12 protein-coding genes and 3 rRNA genes are annotated in these 19169 nt (G+C 55.9%); 11 read left to right on the forward strand and 4 right to left on the reverse strand.

Annotation, left to right across the window (positions count from 1 at the left end; translation table 11 throughout):
* Window positions 1-2: 2 nt before the first annotated feature.
* The 3 genes from WM42_RS07595 to WM42_RS07605 are packed head-to-tail and all read right to left on the reverse strand — an operon-like array spanning window position 3 to window position 3876.
* Entirely contained in the window at window positions 3-1340 is a 1338-nt protein-coding gene (locus WM42_RS07595; RefSeq protein ID WP_062036700.1) for an MFS transporter, read from the reverse strand.
* Window positions 1341-1385: 45 nt separating this feature from the next.
* Window positions 1386-3650, reverse strand: coding sequence for a heavy metal translocating P-type ATPase (locus WM42_RS07600; protein WP_062036703.1), 2265 nt, complete (start codon window positions 3648-3650; stop codon window positions 1386-1388).
* Between the two features lie 22 nt (window positions 3651-3672).
* Entirely contained in the window at window positions 3673-3876 is a 204-nt protein-coding gene (locus tag WM42_RS07605) for a heavy-metal-associated domain-containing protein (protein WP_062036705.1), read from the reverse strand.
* Window positions 3877-4005: 129 nt separating this feature from the next.
* Between WM42_RS07605 and trxA the strand changes: the two genes are divergently transcribed.
* On the forward strand, window positions 4006-4380 hold the full coding sequence (trxA, locus tag WM42_RS07610; protein WP_061925198.1) for a thioredoxin: 375 nt from the start codon (window positions 4006-4008) through the stop codon (window positions 4378-4380).
* 147 nt (window positions 4381-4527) lie between these two features.
* The gene (locus tag WM42_RS07615) at window positions 4528-5271 is read left to right on the forward strand and encodes a PspA/IM30 family protein (RefSeq protein ID WP_062036708.1); all 744 of its coding nucleotides are present in this window, start codon (window positions 4528-4530) and stop codon (window positions 5269-5271) included.
* A 104-nt stretch (window positions 5272-5375) separates the two neighbouring features.
* Here WM42_RS07615 and WM42_RS07620 read toward each other — a convergent pair whose 3' ends face one another.
* Entirely contained in the window at window positions 5376-6554 is a 1179-nt protein-coding gene (locus WM42_RS07620; protein ID WP_062036711.1) for an NYN domain-containing protein, read from the reverse strand.
* 214 nt (window positions 6555-6768) lie between these two features.
* Here WM42_RS07620 and WM42_RS07625 point away from each other — a divergent pair, with 214 nt between their 5' ends.
* The 9 genes from WM42_RS07625 to WM42_RS07675 all read left to right on the forward strand — a co-directional run bounded on the left by WM42_RS07625 (window position 6769) and on the right by WM42_RS07675 (window position 19015).
* Window positions 6769-7143 (forward strand): GntR family transcriptional regulator, encoded by a 375-nt coding sequence (locus WM42_RS07625; RefSeq protein ID WP_062036714.1) that lies wholly within the window; start codon window positions 6769-6771, stop codon window positions 7141-7143.
* Window positions 7140-8030 (forward strand): ATP-binding cassette domain-containing protein, encoded by an 891-nt coding sequence (locus WM42_RS07630; RefSeq protein ID WP_062036717.1) that lies wholly within the window; start codon window positions 7140-7142, stop codon window positions 8028-8030. Before WM42_RS07625 ends, WM42_RS07630 begins: the two co-directional genes overlap by 4 nt.
* The gene (locus WM42_RS07635; protein WP_062036720.1) at window positions 8023-8949 is read left to right on the forward strand and encodes a hypothetical protein; all 927 of its coding nucleotides are present in this window, start codon (window positions 8023-8025) and stop codon (window positions 8947-8949) included. Before WM42_RS07630 ends, WM42_RS07635 begins: the two co-directional genes overlap by 8 nt.
* Window positions 8946-9782 carry an AAA family ATPase gene (locus WM42_RS07640; protein ID WP_188310733.1) on the forward strand — a complete coding sequence of 279 codons (837 nt, stop codon included), beginning with the start codon at window positions 8946-8948 and terminating at the stop codon, window positions 9780-9782. Before WM42_RS07635 ends, WM42_RS07640 begins: the two co-directional genes overlap by 4 nt.
* Window positions 9779-10780: a hypothetical protein gene (locus tag WM42_RS07645; protein WP_062036723.1), complete on the forward strand. Its 1002-nt coding sequence runs from the start codon at window positions 9779-9781 to the stop codon at window positions 10778-10780. The genes WM42_RS07640 and WM42_RS07645 overlap by 4 nt, the downstream gene beginning before the upstream one ends.
* Before the next feature lie 570 nt (window positions 10781-11350).
* Window positions 11351-12867, forward strand: a 16S ribosomal RNA gene (locus WM42_RS07650).
* A gap of 423 nt (window positions 12868-13290) precedes the next feature.
* Window positions 13291-16353, forward strand: a 23S ribosomal RNA gene (locus WM42_RS07655).
* Window positions 16354-16460: 107 nt separating this feature from the next.
* Window positions 16461-16578 (forward strand): 5S ribosomal RNA (rrf, locus tag WM42_RS07660).
* Together the 16S, 23S and 5S rRNA genes form the textbook arrangement of a ribosomal RNA operon.
* A gap of 1244 nt (window positions 16579-17822) precedes the next feature.
* A protein-coding gene (locus tag WM42_RS07675; protein ID WP_432416263.1) for an IS3 family transposase occupies window positions 17823-19015 on the forward strand; the annotation gives its coding sequence in 2 pieces (ribosomal slippage) (window positions 17823-18105 and window positions 18105-19015; 1194 coding nt in all).
* Window positions 19016-19169 lie beyond the last annotated feature (154 nt).

A 19169-nucleotide genomic window follows, 5' to 3' on the forward strand; every position in this document is an offset into this window, starting at 1 on the left:
CTCTATACCAGGGCCTTTCCCCGTTGTTCCGGAAGTAAGAATGCGGCAATTGTTGCCACGGCGAATGCGGCGGCGAAGATGGCAAAAAGCCAGGGCTTACCGCCGTGCGAGACTACCACTGGCACCATCAATGGAGCGAGAATGGAAGCAAGCCGGCCGAAGCTCGCGGCGGCACCCGTTCCCGCGCCGCGGAGGTGGGTGGGATAGAGCTCTGGGCCGATGGCGTAAAGCGCACCCCAGGCTCCCAAGTTGAAGAAGGACAACAGGCAACCTGCCACGAGAATCAAGGTCGTGGTGGATGCAAAACCATACATTCCTGCTGCACAGGCGGAACCGATTAGGAACGCGGCGAGCGTTGGGCGTCGGCCCCAGGATTCAATAAGCCAGGCTGCAGCGGCGTAGCCGGGCAGCTGGGCAAGCGTGATGATTAACGTGAAGCTGAAGGATTTAACCAGGCTGAACCCATCGGCTACGAGGAGTGAAGGAATCCAGATGAACGCGCCGTAGTAGCTCAAGTTCACACAAAACCAGATGCTCCAGAACGCGGCGGTCCGCCGGCGCAGTGATGCCGACCAAATGCTAGTCGAGGTGATGTCTTCCTCCCCGTAGGTCGGTGGGGTAACGGCAGAAGATTGAGGTTTGCCCTCGGATCTGGCCGCTGCTTCGAAGGAGGCCACCGCCTCTTCTGCCTCCGCGTGCCGGCCTTTGGATTCCAAGAAACGCACCGATTCGGGCAGACGGAGGCGCACGAACAGGGCGTAGATGGCAGGTGCCATTCCCAGCGCCAAGGCCCAGCGCCAGCCGCTAGGCGACGCCCCGACTACAAAGGTGCCAATGAGCGCTGCGAGCACCCAGCCCACTGCCCAGAAAGCCTCAAGTATGACCACCATGCGTCCACGCACTTTAAGCGGGGAGAACTCGGAAATGAGCGTTGATGCCACCGGCAGTTCTGCGCCTAAACCGAGGCCGACGATAAAGCGCAGGATAAGGAGCATCGTCAATCCGGTCGAGAGGGCTGATGCGCCGGTGGCCAAACCGTAGACCAGCAGGGTTAGCGCGAATACTTGGCGGCGCCCAATCTTATCGGCGAGCAATCCTCCAAAGGTCGCGCCGAGTGCCATGCCCACGAAGCCGATTGAAGCCAGCCAAGAGGATTCGGTAGGGCTAATGCCCCAGTGGGTTGCCAAAGCTGCCATGACGAAAGAGATGAGTCCGACATCCATGGCATCGAGTGCCCAGCCGATCCCTGAGCCGGCTAACAGCTTCTTGTGCTTCTTAGTAACAGGCAGGCGGTCGAGACGCTCTGCGCGTGAAATGTAGCCTTGGTTGATTGTCTGCATACCAGGGCACTATAGCCGGGTATAGCTCTGTGTGCTGGGAAAATGCTAGGAAGATTGGAAGTTGCGCAGACGCAGTGAGTTGCTGACAACGAACACCGAGCTAAAGGCCATAGCGATGCCGGCGAAAAGCGGGTTGAGTAGGCCCAATGCAGCCACTGGGATGAGCAGTACGTTGTAGGCGAAAGCCCAAAACAGGTTCCCCTTGATGATTCGTAGGGTGCGGCGCGAGAGCCGGATGGCGTCGGCTGCGGAGCGCAGATCGCTGTTCATCAAGGTGATATCGGATGCTTCAATCGCCACGTCGGTGCCAGCCCCCATGGCTAGGCCGAGGTCTGCCTGGGCAAGGGCTGCTGCGTCGTTGACGCCGTCACCCACCATGGCAACGGTCTTTCCCTCCTCCTGCAGGTGCCTAATTACCGCCACCTTGTCGGACGGCAGCACGCCTGCGGTCACGTCCGCGTCGGCGATGCCCACGGCCTTGGCGACGGCGCGCGCTGCTCCTTCGTTGTCACCGGTCAGAAGATGTGGGTTAAGGCCGAGTTCGCGGAGCTTGGCGACGGCCGTGGCAGACGTCGGCTTCACCGTATCGCGAACATCGATGATTCCAGCGAGCGTATCGTCCACGTAGACGGCGACCGGGGTTGCACCCTCGGCCTCCGCGGCCTGGAAGGTGGCGGCGAGCTCGCCGCGTGCTGCTTGCTCACCCTTTATGCGTCCTACGCGCACGCGGTGTCCGTCTACTGTGCCCTTGACGCCTTGGCCTGCCACGGAATGGAAATCGCTTGCGGGCTCAATGCGGCCTGCCTGCGGCAGATCTTGGGCTGCTGAAACGATGGCCTTGGCAATCGGATGCTCAGAACCTACTTCCACCGCCGCGGCGAGCAGGAGAAGCCTGCCTTCTGCTGTAGAGCCTCCCATTTGCTGTGCGAGATGCACACGTGCGACGGTCATTTTGCCCTCGGTGACGGTGCCGGTCTTGTCCATGACGATGGTGTCTACTTTCTTGGTGGACTCGAGGACCTCAGGGCCTTTGATGAGAAGCCCCAGCTGCGCGCCGCGGCCAGTGCCCACCAAAATGGCAGTCGGAGTGGCAAGGCCCATTGCGCAGGGGCAGGCGATGATGAGTACAGCGACCGCAGCGATGAAGGCTGGTGCGACGCCGTCCCCAAAGACCAAGTGCGCGAGCAGCGTTAGGGCGGCAATGATGATGACCACGGGCACGAAGACCTGTGCAATCTTGTCTACCAGGCGCTGGACTGGGGCCTTGGAAGCCTGGGCGTCGGTGACCAGCTTGGCCATTTGCGCGAGCGTGGTATCCGCGCCGACCTTGGTGGCGCGGACTTCTAAGCGGCTGGCGGAGTTTAACGTGGCGCCGGTAACGTGGTCACCCGCCTTGACTTCCACGGGCATTGACTCGCCTGTCAGCATGGACTCGTCTACGGCGGAGGCGCCGGCTTCCACAACGCCGTCGGTGGCGATCTTCTCGCCAGGACGAACGACGAATATGTCTCCTACCTGGATCTGTGCGATGGGCACGCGTTTTTCCGCGCCGTCGACAAGCAGCGTAGCGTCCTTGGCGCCCATCCCCAGAAGCGTGCGCAGCGCCTCCGAGGATTGGCCCTTGGCTTTGACTTCAAACCAACGGCCCAACAACAAGAATGTGATGACCATGCCCACCGATTCCAGATAGATGTGATCCATCTGTGCGTGGTTGGACATCAGCTCCATGTGCATCTTCATCCCAGGCTGGCCAGCGGTGCCGAAGAACATGGCATACAGCGACCAAAAATAGGCCGCGGTGGTTCCCATGGAAATTAGCGTGTCCATGGTGAAGGAGCCGTGACGCAGATTTACCCACGTCGCCTTGTGGAAAGGTGCGCCGCCGAAGATATAGACGATGGTCGCCAGAATTGCGGCCGCCCATTGCCAGTTGTCGAACTGCAGGCTGGGCAGCATGGAAACCAGCATTACCGGTGTGGAAAGCGCGGCTGAGATGAGGGTGCGGCGCAGTAGATCACGGGACTCCTGGGCGCGCGCGGCCGCGGTGGGATCTGAGCCATTCTCGGGGTCTTCCGCATCGGAAGAATCATCGCCCATAGTGAAAGCGTTGTAGCCGGCGCCGCGAACTACCTCAATGAGGGATTCGGGGTTTGCAGTGGCCGGGTCGTACTCAATGGCGGCGGTCTCGGTGGCGAAGTTGACGTTGGCCGTTACTCCGTCGACCTTGTTGAGCTTGCGCTGCACGCGCGACGAGCACGAGGTGCACGTCATGCCGGAAACGCCAAGATCCAGGTGGGCGAGATTAGTCATGGTTCTAAGAGGGAAGAGTGAATTAGGCCTTGAGCTTGTAGCCGGCCTCTGCAACGGCGGCGACAACCTGCTCGTCGGTGAAGCCCTCGCCCTCGACGGTGACGGCGCCGGTGGTGTGGTCTGCGCTAACGGAGCTGACGCCGGCGATTTCGCCGACCTCTTCACGTACCGACATTTCGCAGTGTCCACAGGTCATGCCCTCTACGGTGTAGTTCTTTACGCTCATTGTTTTTCCTTTCTTTGGGTACAACCCGACCGTATACCCCCAGGGGGTATATTGCAATAGTGCGCCAAGGAGTAACACTCAGTCATGTACCGTTGATAGGAAAGACCCCGAAAAACAGGAGAGATTTATATGGCAACTATCGACGTAACTGAAGAGACCTTTGAGCAGACCGTGTCCGGTGAGGGCATTACTCTCGTAGACGCTTGGGCTGATTGGTGCGGCCCGTGCAAGCGCTTCGCGCCGGTATTTGAGAAGGCTTCCGAGGAGCACCCAGACGCGACCTTCGCCAAGCTCGACACCGAGGCAAACCAGGGCCTTTCCGCAGCGCTGCAGATCCAGTCCATTCCTACCCTGATGATCTTCCGTGACGGGATCCTGGTCTTCCGCGAGGCGGGTGCATTGCCACCAGCAGCCCTCGAGGATGTGATCAAACAGGTTAAGGAGCTCGACATGGAGGACGTCCGCCGTCAGGTTGAAGAGCAGAACGCGCAAAGCGAGAGCTAGGAAGCCGGCGGGTTCGGCGCATAGCGCTTTATCCCCCACCCTCAAGCTCTTTTCTCGGACGCTTTCTAGCTAGTCCGGCTAAACTCGCTAGAAAGCGTCCTTTTTATTGGGACCTTCCCTTATTTCCACACGCAAGGAGTTAGTTCAATGGCGAATCCATTCAGCAAAGGCTGGAAGTACGTAATGGCCTCTTTCGATCAGAAGATCGATGAGAACGCCGACCCTAAGGTGCAAATTCAGCAGGCTGTGGACGGTGCCAAGGAACAACACCGCAAGATCTCCGAGCATGCGGCGGAAATCATCGGTCACAAGAACCAGCTCGAGCTGCAGATCAACCGCCTGCTCAAGCAGCAGGAGGATTACCAAAACCAGACGCGGCGCGCCCTCGAGCTAGCAGATAAGGCGGATGACCCGCAGGCTGCTTCCGAGTACAACCAGGCTGCCGAGGTCGTAGCCTCTCAGTTGGTTGCTGTGGAACATGAGCTGGAGAACGTAAAGACTCAACACGCCGCTGCCGCTCAGGCTGCAGAGCAGGCTAAGGCTCAGCAGCAGCAGTCCGAGGCGCGCCTGAAGGAGCAGCTGGCACAGGTCGACGAGCTCATGGCGCAGGCTGATCAGGCTGCGATGCAGGAGCAAAACGCCAAGGTCGTGCAGTCCATGGACGAACTGCAGGCGGATGACTCCGTGCCTACACTAGATTCTGTGCGCGCAAAGATTGAAAAGCGCTATACCGATGCACTGGGTGCGCAGGAGCTGCACCAGGCTTCCGGCGGCAGCCGTATTCAGGAAATCACCGCGGCCGGCAATGACATGAAGGCAACCTCCCGTCTGGAGGGGATCCGCGCCGAGATGGCTAAGCAGAAAGAGCTAGGCTCCGGTGAGCAGAAGTAGCCACTAAGGCTTTTAAGGCAGAAATAGAAAAGAGGCGGCCACCTCCTTCTTTCCTCAACGCTGAGGGAGCTGAAGGGGTGGCCGCCTCCTTTTAGGCGAGGAGGTTAGCTTTCCTCGCGGCGGATGGCGATGAGGACGCCACGAATGCCGGAGTGGAAGCCATCGCGCAGATTGACGCGTTGGGATTCGCTCAGCGTGTACTCGTGCAGAGTTTCACAGGCAAACTGCAGCAGCGGGCGGTCGATCTCCGGCGGCAGGCCGCCGCCCGAGAGTAGGTGTGCTTGGTCGCGTTGCTCGGCGTTGGCGGCATTCTCGAACCACCAGGAGGCGTATTGCTGGCCGACGTCGAATGGCGACTGGAAGCCTGCAGAGGTCCAGACCTCCTCGGGTAGTGGCACGTACTTGGAGCGCAGCTTGCGGCGCGGAGCCATCATGGACGGCTTCGGTGCAGCTGGCTTCGGAGTCTCGGCTGCGCTTTGCGTTTCGTCGGTGGAATCCGTAGCTGGGGGCTGCGGTGCCTGCGTGTTCTCGGCCGCAGGCTTGGCCTCGGCAGTTTCACCCGAGCCCGTTGTGGTGGCCGTCTGTGGCGCGAGGTCGGCAGGGGAGGGGCTGGGCTTCGGTGCTGAGGTAAACGCTGCTTCTGCCTCGGAAGGCTCGCACTCGTCCTCTACTTGAGGCACCTGCGGCAGCTCTTCGTCGCTGTTGTGAGGCTCGCGGATGGTGGGCGGCAGTGGGCCTTCCAGGACCTGGAGCTCCATTGCGTCGGCGAAGTCTTCGCGCGGATCGAGGATGGTCGTGGTGTCACAAGCGTGGCGCAGGGCGGAGGACATGGAGTCCCAGCCAAAGCCATAGAGGTGCACGCGCACGCCCGCGTTTACGGCTTCTTGTACGCCTGGGATCATGTCGGCGTCACCGGAAACCAACACAAAGTCGGTGACTTGCTGCTTCATTGCAGCGAGGATCATGTCGGCAACGAGGCGGGTATCGACTGCCTTTTGGGTGCGGCGCTCGCCCCACTCGATGAGCTGGCCGGTGCGAAGTTGCACGCCATCACAGGTGCGCAGTGCGCGCTGGTAGCGGTGTGGGCCAGTGTCTGGGATTCCGTCGTACCAGTACTGGCGGTGAATGCGGTTTCCGAGCTGGTTCTCCACCATGGAACCGAGATTATTTACGACCTCTGGGAGGTCTATTTCTAGTTGCGCGCGAGCTCCGGTTTCCCATGAGTTATAAAAGCTCGCAAGCAGGTAAGACGTGTCAACGAAGACAAGTGTTCGTTCAAGCATGGCTCCTAAGTTCCGTTCCTAATAGTTCTAAATAAATTTTCTTTGGGATCCAGTGTGCCCCATTAGTCACTAAACGTCGATGCCTTGGGGGGAATTGGCAGGTCAGACGGTCTAGAAAAGTTTTGCTCTTGCGTAAATCTAAAATCCGAGGTACTTGTTTAGTTAGTTAGTTGAGTAACTAACCAGTTGAGCAAGCGAGGAGGTGCAGGCGTACATGGATAACTCAACGCAGCCGTTATTCAGACAGATCGCCGCGCTAATTGAGGACTCCATCGTGGAAGGTGGCCTGGAAGAAGGAGCACAGGCGCCTTCGACGAATGAGCTAGCCGCCTTCCACAACATCAACCCCGCCACGGCGCGAAAGGGGATCACTTTGTTGACCGAACTCGGAATTCTAGAAAAACGCCGCGGCATCGGCATGTTCGTGGCGGCCGGCGCTACCGAAAGAATCCGCCAGCGGCGACGCAATGACTTCGCCGCCGAATACGTCGCCCCCCTCGTCGATGAGGCCGTCCGCCTTGGGTATACGCGCGAGCAATTACAAGAACTTGTCCACCGTGTCGCAGAAAGCAGAGGACTCTACTCATGACCGCACACACCGCACACACCGCGAACCCCGCAAACGCTGCAATTACTGCAAACACCGTTGCAACCGCGCAGGGTGTTTCCAAGTCTTTCTCCCGCAAGACCGTCCTGGACGGCGTCAATATTCAGCTAGCGGAAGGCCGCATCTACGGGCTCGTTGGCCGCAACGGCACAGGCAAGTCCACGCTGCTTTCGCTGCTAGCCGGGCAGGCGCGTTACAAGGGAAAAATTGAGGTCTTCGGACAAGCGCCTTTCGATAACGCCGAGGTGATGGATCAGGTGGTTTTCGCTGGCGTGGACACCACCTACCCGCGTTCCTGGAAGTTTGGCGCGATTGTGAAGGTTGCAGCCCAGCGCTACCCCCACTGGCAGCAGGAGGTGGCGGAGCATCTCACCGAGGTCTTCAGCCTCGATCTGAGCACGCGCCATGGCTCGGCTTCCCGCGGCCAGCGTTCCATGCTGGCCATTGTCATTGCTCTTGCGGCGCGTGCGCCGCTAACTCTGCTGGATGAGCCTTACCTGGGTCTCGATGCCTATAACCATGAGGCCTTCTATCGTGAGCTCCTCGCTGAGCTGGAGGCCCATCCGCGCACGGTGGTGTTGGCGACCCACGATCTGCACGCAACTTCGCAAGTGGTCGACAGCTACCTAGTGCTGCGCGACGGCGTTGTCCGCACTTTTGATGCCGCTCTGCTTGACGACGCCCTCGTTGAAGTCACCGTTACCGGGTCCCTACCCGCAGAGCTGGAAGAGGCGGCGCTCGTTAAGGAGACCGTAGGTGGCAATACCCGCGTCATCGTGGAGCGCGGCGTCGCCCAAGGCAAGCCGGTCAACTTGGAAGATGCAGTGAAGCTCGCGATGGGAGGGCTCGATGTTAAAACCCATGTTTAGCCTGTTTTGGCACCACATCACCGACTATTGGTGGCGCTGTCTCGCCGCGGTGGTACTGATTGTAGTTTTTTCCTCGGCGCGGTTCTGGACAGACTTCCCCCTAGTTTCGCAGGTTATGTACTCGTGCTTGGGTCTCAATTTGGCCGTTGCACTCTTGGTCCCTTTTCCGGCATTCAAGGCCTTTGGCTACCGGCGCGCGGATTTCCTTCGTTTGAATATTCCCCTCGCGGTGCTCGTGGTCGGAGTCATTGCCGTGTTCAATATTGGTGTTATCCCACTGCCGCAAGCGCTGGGAATCACCGGGCTAGTCGCACTTTTCGTCGTTTGGTATTTATACAAGCAAATCCGTGATAAAGATCGTGAGCGCAAGCGCACCGCCGTTAAAGATTCGAAGGGCTCGCGGTGGAAAGTCATACTATCCACTGCCGTCATCGTTGGCGGCCTGCTCTTCGCTTGGCAGAAGTTGCTCCCCGGCGTATTCCCTTCAGTGAGGGATCCATTTATTTGGGCAATTCCCGTCCTCTTTGGCGCCCTTGGTAGCAGCTGGCTCTTTGGCGACGACCTTTACATGTGGCAGGCATTCGGGCGCACGCGCCGCTCCTGGCGCCGCCACAACCTAGGCACGGGCTTGCTCGGTTTGGTGTGCGTGCTTGCACTAAGTGGGCTGCTTGCGCCCGCGGATCTCTTCGTGAATGTAGGACTTTATGTCCTGTTCTTTGTGTTGTGCAATGCGAGTTTGTGGTTGGGCCTCGTTGGAGTGATAGGAGGAATGAGCCTTCTCGGGTTTATTCGGGGCGTGGAAATGTCGCAGCCTACCGGCGCGATCGTATGCGTAGTCTGCATCGTCCTTGTTTTGCCCGTTCATTACTTTTACCCGCTGTACGCAAATACCCAACGTATCCCGGAGTGGTCGAAATGATTAAAGCCGAAAACCTAGCTATGCAAAATGCTCCGGCGCTGTCTTTCGCGCTCGAAGATAACCTGACCCACGGCCTGGTGGGTCCCAATGGAGTGGGCAAGACGACGCTGCTGCGCATGATCGCAGGCCAGCTCAAGTCGGAGGGGTTGAAAGTCTTTGGGGAGCGTCCCTTTGACAACCAGAAGATCATGGATCGCATCATCCTGATGGGCATTGATAACCCGCTTTTCGATGGCTGGAACGTAGACAAGCTCTTCCGCATTGGCAAGGCGCGGTGGAAGACCTGGAACCAGGAGCGGGCTGAAGAGCTTGCCGCGCAATTTGCGCTCCCGAAGAAGAACTACTCCGGCTTGTCCCGCGGCCAGAAGTCCGCGATGGGTTTTATCTTCGCCGTAGCTTCCGGCTGCGAGTTGATGCTGCTGGATGAGCCCTACCTGGGCCTCGACGTCGATAAGCGGCAGCGCTTTCTTGAGGTCCTCCGGGAGGAACAGGGCAAACGCACGATTGTGGTGTCCACCCATCATCTCGATGAGATTGAGGGCTACCTCGACACGGTGCTTTTGCTTGGCGAAGCACCCTTGTCTGGCCCCATTGAAAGCCTCGTCGACTGCATCGTGGCGGTGACGGGCCCTGCGGAACAAGTAGATAGGGCACTGGGGCGCCTACAGTTGCCGGTATTGGCCCGCCATTCCTCGGTCCACGCAGAGCGTGTGCTTATCGACGCCCGCCCCAACTTCGCCGAGTGCGTCTTCGATCAGGCGGCAGAATTCGGGCTACGCGCGCAGGAAGTCACCCTGGAAGAGGCGGTGTTGGCGCTAGGAGGTGCACAATGAAACTCTTCTTCGGCACGCTGAATTGGGGAAACTCGCTGCTGTCGATTTTCTTGCTTTGTGGGTTCTTCCTGGCGGGAGGCGCCGACAATGCGTTTATTGCGAGTTTCGTGTTCGTCGGTCTGTGGGCCGGTATTTTTACTGCCGGCCCGCAAGGAATCAAAGCGCAGCCATTAGGGCTTAACACAGCCACTAAAACTCGATACGGGCGCATCGCAGCGCTCTTGCCAGCTGTGATTGCTGGCATTTTGGCCATCTATCTGCGTTGGTGGATTGCTCTCGCTATCACGGTGCTAATCCTCGCGTGGAAGCTGATCTGTTGGAAGGCCAAAGCCAAAACCATGACGGTCGAAGACCTTCTAGCGGATACTCCAGGCAATGATAGCTTTGGACGCTTCCCGGCAAGCCTTGAAGGTCAGCTGGTCTACCGCCCGTTGGTTCGCGGTTGGTTCATCGGCTGGGTGGTCCTGTGTATCGCAGCGGTGGCGAACGCCTTCATCAGCAACACATGGCCTGAGAACGGACCGAATATCGGAAACATGCTGATGACAATAGCCGTCTTGGCCATGACGACAACTTTTGTGCAACACCTAGATTCTTTGGCCAACTTCGTCACGCTTGGTGGCAGCCAAAGTACATGGGCGCGACATGTCATCATCGCAAGCTTGGTCAGTCCGGCGGCGAGCCTCCTTGGCGTTGGGCTTAGCTGGCTAATTGTGGGTAAACCTATTTGGCTCATTGCAGTATTCGGCTTCCTGGTGCCCGCACTCGTTGTCTCACTTGAATTGTGTTCGTGGAAGACCGTCTACATGCCGGTGCTGATTGCCGCTGCAACGGCAGCCATCTTCGTGTTGCGAATGAAGGAGATGCTCGACGGGTTGCCAATGATGCTCGCGGCGGCCGTTACGTACGTGCTGTGGGCGTTGCTGCTGCCCGCCAACGTGCGACGGGTGAATCCATACGCCTCAGGCCTTAAAAAATGGCTAGGTATTAAGGCCTAAAAAGTTGGATTTACCAGCAGATTTGTAAAGTTTCAAAGTGATGTGTAGCTTTATGTGAGTCAGCGCGACCGACAGCGCCCCACAGTGACACAGTGACTGGCTGAAGCGGCGATAGGAAAACAGGCCCTGACAAAAACAAATTTTTTGCTCATGATGAGCCGCCACCATTCAAATGGTGTCCGTTCGTTGTGTGGCGATGATGTCTGAGAACTCAATAGTGTGCCAATGTACTTTTTTCTGCATTGTGTGGTTGATTGTGATTGTGCTGGTCATTCTGGATGTTTGGCTGGTGTGGTGTGTGCCGGATCGGGCCTTGTGGGCGCGATTGTAAATAATTAAGTTTGTTTGGTATGCATTTTTAAGTCATGTTGGCTGCATTTTTGTGGTTTGACTGCCCCCTTTATTTTTGCCCCGTCGGGTTGGGGGTGGTTGTGATTTTTCTTTGTATAGTAATTTTTTGGATTTGCCAGCCTTATTGAGCATTCATTGTGATGGGTGTTTGGTTGGTTTGTCTTTTTGTTAGGTTTGGGCTTTTCACGGCCTGATTTTTTGGCTTTGTGCTGAAATTTTTTTGTGGAGAGTTTGATCCTGGCTCAGGACGAACGCTGGCGGCGTGCTTAACACATGCAAGTCGAACGGAAAGGCCTCAGCTTGCTGGGGTACTCGAGTGGCGAACGGGTGAGTAACACGTGGGTGATCTGCCTTGCACTTCGGGATAAGCTTGGGAAACTGGGTCTAATACCGGATAGGACAGCTGTTTAGTGTCAGTTGTGGAAAGTTTTTTCGGTGCAAGATGAGCTCGCGGCCTATCAGCTTGTTGGTGGGGTAATGGCCTACCAAGGCGTCGACGGGTAGCCGGCCTGAGAGGGTGGACGGCCACATTGGGACTGAGATACGGCCCAGACTCCTACGGGAGGCAGCAGTGGGGAATATTGCACAATGGGCGGAAGCCTGATGCAGCGACGCCGCGTGGGGGATGAAGGCCTTCGGGTTGTAAACTCCTTTCGACAGGGACGAAGCTTTTGTGACGGTACCTGTATAAGAAGCACCGGCTAACTACGTGCCAGCAGCCGCGGTAATACGTAGGGTGCGAGCGTTGTCCGGAATTACTGGGCGTAAAGAGCTCGTAGGTGGTTTGTCGCGTCGTCTGTGAAATTCCGGGGCTTAACTCCGGGCGTGCAGGCGATACGGGCTGACTTGAGTGCTGTAGGGGAGACTGGAATTCCTGGTGTAGCGGTGAAATGCGCAGATATCAGGAGGAACACCGATGGCGAAGGCAGGTCTCTGGGCAGTAACTGACGCTGAGGAGCGAAAGCATGGGTAGCGAACAGGATTAGATACCCTGGTAGTCCATGCCGTAAACGGTGGGCGCTAGGTGTAGGGGGCTTCCACGTCTTCTGTGCCGTAGCTAACGCATTAAGCGCCCCGCCTGGGGAGTACGGCCGCAAGGCTAAAACTCAAAGGAATTGACGGGGGCCCGCACAAGCGGCGGAGCATGTGGATTAATTCGATGCAACGCGAAGAACCTTACCTGGGCTTGACATATAGCGGATCGCTGCAGAGATGTAGTTTCCCTTTGTGGTCGTTATACAGGTGGTGCATGGTTGTCGTCAGCTCGTGTCGTGAGATGTTGGGTTAAGTCCCGCAACGAGCGCAACCCTTGTCTTATGTTGCCAGCATTTGGTTGGGGACTCATGAGAGACTGCCGGGGTCAACTCGGAGGAAGGTGGGGACGACGTCAAATCATCATGCCCCTTATGTCCAGGGCTTCACACATGCTACAATGGTCGGTACAACGCGCAGCGACACTGTGAGGTGGAGCGAATCGCTGAAAGCCGGCCTTAGTTCGGATTGGGGTCTGCAACTCGACCCCATGAAGTCGGAGTCGCTAGTAATCGCAGATCAGCAACGCTGCGGTGAATACGTTCCCGGGCCTTGTACACACCGCCCGTCACGTCATGAAAGTTGGTAACACCCGAAGCCAGTGGCTCAAACTCGTTAGGGAGCTGTCGAAGGTGGGATCGGCGATTGGGACGAAGTCGTAACAAGGTAGCCGTACCGGAAGGTGCGGCTGGATCACCTCCTTTCTAAGGAGCATTATTTTGCCCACAGTTGTGGGTGTGTTGGTTGAGTGCACATGTGTTGTGCTGCCAACGGTATTTTTTAATCGGGTGGAGACACACCTTAAACAAGAGCAGTTAGTCGTTTATTACACAGTGTGGGAGTAGTTTTTAGGTACGTGGTGCATTGTTGGGTGTCTGGGGCATTATTGTCCTGGTGTTGCCTAGTTGCTGACGCAATCATGGTTTGTTGTGTGGTTGTTGTTGGTGGTTGGGGTGTTGTGTGAGAACTGTATAGTGGACGCGAGCATCCCCAAATGATGGTGCTTTTTAAGGCAGTGTTGTTTGGGTGTGTAATTTCTTTATTCTTTTGTGTTTTGTGTAGTTCACGCCAGCACGATAGTTAAGGAATGGGCTGTTTGCTTTGTTTCTTGTTGTTGTGTTGGTTGTGTGTTCGTTATTTAGGGCGCATGGTGGATGCCTTGGCATGCTGAGCCGATGAAGGACGTGAAAGGCTGCGTTAAGCCTCGGGGAGTTGTCAATTAAGCGTTGATCCGAGGATGTCCGAATGGGGAAACCTGGCACTTGTTATGGAGTGTTACCCTTCAGTGAATTCATAGCTGTTGTGGGGGCAACGCGGGGAAGTGAAACATCTCAGTACCCGTAGGAGAAGAAAATAATAATGATTCTGCTAGTAGTGGCGAACGAACGTGGATGAGGCTAAACCGTGTGCATGTGATACTTGGTAGGGGTTGTGTGTGCGGTGTTGTGGGCCTTGATGTGCAGCGACTACCATCGTTGCGTCTTGTTGTTGATGTTAGGTGAAGTGGTGTGGAAACGCCTGCCGTAGAGGGTGATAGTCCTGTAGCTGAAGACATTGATGATGGGGTTGTCAAGTTGCCCGAGTAGCAGCGGGCTCGTGGAATCTGCTGTGAATCTGCCGGGACCACCCGGTAAGCCTAAATACTCAGTGTGACCGATAGTGGATAGTACCGTGAGGGAATGGTGAAAAGTACCCCGGGAGGGGAGTGAAATAGTTCCTGAAACCATGTGCTTACAATCCGTCAGAGCACCTTTTGTGTGTGATGGCGTGCCTTTTGAAGAATGAGCCTGCGAGTCAGCGGCATGTCGCGAGGTTAACCCGTGTGGGGTAGCCGTAGGGAAACCGAATCCCAATGGGGTGGCAAGTGGCATGTCCTGGACCCGAAGCGGGGTGATCTACCCATGGCCAGTGTGAAGCAGCAGTAAGATGCTGTGGAGGCGCGAACCCACGTAGGTTGAAAACTGCGGGGATGAGCTGTGGGTAGGGGTGAAAGGCCAATCAAACTCCGTGATAGCTGGTTCTCCCCGAAATGCATTTAGGTGCAGCGTCGCATTAGCTTGGTGGAGGTAGAGCTACTGGTTGGTTGAGCGGGACTACAATCTTAGCAATGTCAGCCAAACTCCGAATGCCATTAATGTGTTGTGCGGCAGTGAGACTGTGGGGGATAAGCTTCATAGTCGAGAGGGAAACAGCCCAGATCGCCGGTTAAGGCCCCTAAGGGTGTGCTAAGTGGAAAAGGATGTGGGATCGCGAAGACAGCCAGGAGGTTGGCTTAGAAGCAGCCATCCTTGAAAGAGTGCGTAATAGCTCACTGGTCGAGTGGTTCTGCGCCGACAATGTAGTGGGGCTCAAGCACACCGCCGAAGCCGCGGCAATAATATTTTATTGGGTAGGGGAGCGTCGTGCACGTGTTGAAGCGTTACCGTAAGGAGGCGTGGAGTGTGTGCGAGTGAGAATGCAGGCATGAGTAACGAATTGGAAGGTGAGAATCCTTCCCGCCGGATGACTAAGGGTTCCTGGGTCAAGTTCGTCTTCCCAGGGTGAGTCGGGACCTAAGGCGAGGCCGACAGGCGTAGTCGATGGATAACCAGTTGATATTCTGGTACCCGAGTATATGCGCCCCTGATAAAGCACTGATACTAACCACCACAAGCACCTTTTGATGACACTTTGTGTTGTTGGTTGGTGTGCGTCGTGGGGCCTGATGTGTGGTTCAAGCGATGGGGTGACACAGTGGGGTAGCCATGCCACTTACTGGATTGTTGGTGTAAGCGTGTAGCTTAGGGTGTAGGTAAATCCGCATTCTTTTAGGTGAGACGTGATGCGTAGCCTTAATTGGTGAAGTTGGTGATCCCGTGCTGTCGAGAAAAGCCTCTAGCGATGTATATACTCGGCCCGTACCCCAAACCGACACAGGTAGTCAGGTTGAAAATACTAAGGCGTTCGGGTGAACTGTGGTTAAGGAACTCGGCAAAATGCCCCCGTAACTTCGGGAGAAGGGGGACCACATGGCGTTAACACTCTTGCGGTGATAAGCGTTGTGGGGTCGCAGAGAATAGAGGGGAGCGACTGTTTATCAAAAACACAGGTCCATGCGAAGACGTTAAGTTGATGTATATGGACTGACGCCTGCCCGGTGCTGGAAGGTTAAGAGGACCGGTTAGCCCATCTTTGATGGGCGAAGCTGAGAATTTAAGCCCCAGTAAACGGCGGTGGTAACTATAACCATCCTAAGGTAGCGAAATTCCTTGTCGGGTAAGTTCCGACCTGCACGAATGGCGTAACGACTCCCCTGCTGTCTCAACCACAGGCCCGGTGAAATTGCACTACGAGTAAAGATGCTCGTTACGCGCGGCAGGACGAAAAGACCCCGGGACCTTCACTATAGCTTGGTATTGGTGTTCGGTTCGGTTTGTGTAGGATAGGTGGGAGACTGTGAAGCTATCACGCCAGTGGTGGTGGAGTCGTTGTTGAAATACCACTCTGATCGGATTGGATACCTTAACCTTGGCCCATGATCTGGGTTGGGGACAGTGCCTGGTGGGTAGTTTAACTGGGGCGGTTGCCTCCCAAAATGTAACGGAGGCGCCCAAAGGTTCCCTCAGCCTGGTTGGCAATCAGGTGGTGAGTGTAAGTGCACAAGGGAGCTTGACTGTGAGAGTGACAGCTCGAACAGGGACGAAAGTCGGGACTAGTGATCCGGCACCTACTTGTGGATGTGGTGTCGCTCAACGGATAAAAGGTACCCCGGGGATAACAGGCTGATCTTCCCCAAGAGTCCATATCGACGGGATGGTTTGGCACCTCGATGTCGGCTCGTCGCATCCTGGGGCTGGAGTAGGTCCCAAGGGTTGGGCTGTTCGCCCATTAAAGCGGCACGCGAGCTGGGTTCAGAACGTCGTGAGACAGTTCGGTCTCTATCCGCCGCGCGCGTTGAAACTTGAAGAAGGCTGTCCCTAGTACGAGAGGACCGGGACGGACGTACCTCTAGTGTGCCAGTTGTTCCGCCAGGGGCATCGCTGGTTGGCTACGTACGGAAGGGATAACCGCTGAAAGCATCTAAGCGGGAAGCCTGTTTTAAGATGAGGTTTCATTCGAGGTCCCCTAAAGACTATGGGGTTGATAGGCCAGACATGGAAGCATCGCAAGATGTGAAGTCTACTGGTACTAATAGACCAAAACAAACACACACAACGTGCAACACACAAACAAACAAAAAAGATGATTACGTCATGCACGCGTCCACTATGCAGTATCTGACACAACACTTAAAAGGGCAACACAGCCCCGAAAGTTTGTCGGTGGTTAATAGCGGCAGGGAAACGCCCGGACCCATTCCGAACCCGGAAGCTAAGCCTGCCCGCGCTGATGGTACTGCAACCGGGAGGTTGTGGGAGAGTAAGTTACCGCCGACATAAAACAATAAACACATAACTCAATACACAAAGAAGGAAGGCAAGCAACCAAACATGCTGGTTGCTTCCCTTCCTTCTTTTTCGTTTTCTACTATTGAACCAACACCAGCCAGCCAACGGCTATCGGCACGACGTTCCCCTTCGCCTTATCGTTGGCCAACCTGCATTCGAACCACCCAACCAGCCCACAACGCCCGGTTTCGGCAGCTTCGATGGTCCGAATGCAGCTTTGTTCACCATATGAACTATCCCAGGCAACTGCGATGTTCATTGTCGCAGCGTTGGAAAGCAATCAGGGCCTTCCTTTCTCATTGTCACTGTGCCTAAAACAGTGTGAATTAGACATTGGTTCGTGCGCGGATGAGGAGTTGGGATCAGCATTCGAACCATCGAGGAGCGTTGGGAGTACTAGATTTTATGGCTTCGATGGGTCGAATGCAGGTCCTGTCCGCTTCTGAGTTTACATGCGGCTTTCGATGGTTGATTAGGATTGGGCCCCGCTTGGTTAATGCCGATGAGATATTCCCCAAGGCCGCTAACTCTGGAGAAGCTCTATACATCATCTTTCGTCGCCTAACTCTGACGGCGCTTGGGCAATCAACCTGGTTGTTATCGGCCTTGGATCAGAGAATCCATGATTGGAGATCTTGTGTTCGCAGGGTACTTGCTGCGTCAATGATTCACTCAATCCGCAACGGTTTTCCAATTGTGCTCCTGTTTGTACACCAAGTTTTGGCCCGTTTCCCTTAGTAAGGCTCAATCCCTGCGTCTTTGCATGTCGTTTAGATTGCTTTTTCGTTGTTCGGTTAGTCGAGACGCTTTCCGTGAGTAGTCCCATTCTGAGCCGGATGGTAATTGCGATTATAAATTTGCATAGCTGTGCAATTGGTGCTTGTCCGGCTTGTGAATGTGCAGGTAGAGACAGTTTCACTGATAGCGGCGCCAGCCCGGACTGACCTTTTGCCCGTGGGCGACGGTGTTGGCGCCTGTTCCACTTCGCCGTCCTTAGTCTCGGTTTAAGGCACAGTTTCGAAAAGCTTCCTACGGATGGAACGCATGAAAGTAGACATTCCACCGCCGATTTCTTTATTGCGATTGCAGCCGCGGACCGTTTCATCCTTGGGTGGCGGCGACGAGTGGGGGCACGGAGTTGCTATGGGCCTCACGGCGCCTGGGACTGCCCCTGTTTGGTAGACACCTGATATTCAGCCCGGTTGGGTTGGGAAGAAAGGTAATCTACCACCATGCCTAGGTACTCCGAACAGTTCAAACGTGATGCTTTAGCCCTCTACGAAAACAATGAGGACCTCTCACTTCACACGGCTTCAGCAGAGCTAGGAATCAATCGCTCCTCACTTTATTCCTGGCTTCAGCAGTACGGCACCGGCAAACGTGCCCACTCGAAAAACATGCGTGATAAAGCTCAGGTGACGACTGATTCTGAGCGGATCCGCCAGCTAGAAAACGAAAACACAAAGCTGCGCGAAGAACGCGACATCCTGCGCAAGGCCGCGAAGTATTTTGCCGAAGAGACACGCTGGTAATCCGCTTCCAGTTTGTCTATGACTACCGAACCGAGTACTCGGTCAAGCGGATGTGCCACGTGTTAAAGCTCAATCGCTCTTCGTTCTACAAATGGCTCAACACCCGCGCAAAACGCAGGTTAAAGATATGTTCCGATGCCCTTATTGGTGCAAGAATCAAGGCCATCTTTGATGATGAGAACGGGCTTTATGGTGCTAAACGCATCGCTGCAAGCCTCAACGACGATACGGACTTCGGCCCGATCAACCATAAGAAGGTTGCGCGCATCATGAAATCCATGGGGCTAAAAGGCTTTAGCAAACGGCGTCGATGCATCACCACCCGGCGCAAGCCTGGTCACCGTGTCATGCCAGATTTAGTAGGCCGTACATTCACCGCTGACGAGCCGAACCGTGTTTATGTAGGCGACATCACCTACCTGCCGTGTAAGGGCGGTAAGAACATGTACCTGGCCACGGTCATTGACACCTATTCACGAAAACTTGCAGGTTATGCACTCGCAGACCACATGCGTGTCTCACTGGTCATCGAGGCTTTGTCCCATGCCAGCACAGTCCGCGGAAGCCTTGACGGGGCTATTTTCCATTCTGATCATGGAAGTGTGTACACCTCACAGGCGTTTAGGGACCACTGCGCCCAACTTGGTGTACGCCAATCCATGGGCGCGGTGGGAACTAGTGCCGATAATGCCCTGGCAGAATCATTTAACGCCACCTTAAAACGTGAAGTGCTACGTGATCGGAAAGTCTTTGATAATCCCATTATCTGCCGGCAGGAAGTCTTTCGATGGTGCATGCGCTACAACACCCGCAGACGGCACTCCTGGTGCAACCTTCTAGCCCCCAATGACTTCGAAGCACTCACATCAGCTACACTGACCCAAGCAGCATAGCTAACCCCCGACGTGTCTACTTTCCGGGGGTCAGGCCCCCTTTTTAGTTTCGGGGGATTCCATCCGAACCGAGGTAAGTAGCCCTTTCAAGTTTTGTCGTTTCGTTTGCGTTGCGGCGGCTCTGCTTTCATCGTCCGCGGAGCGTTGTGTCTTA

The organism is Corynebacterium simulans, from assembly GCF_001586215.1.
GTDB classification, from domain to species: Bacteria; Actinomycetota; Actinomycetes; order Mycobacteriales; family Mycobacteriaceae; genus Corynebacterium; species Corynebacterium simulans.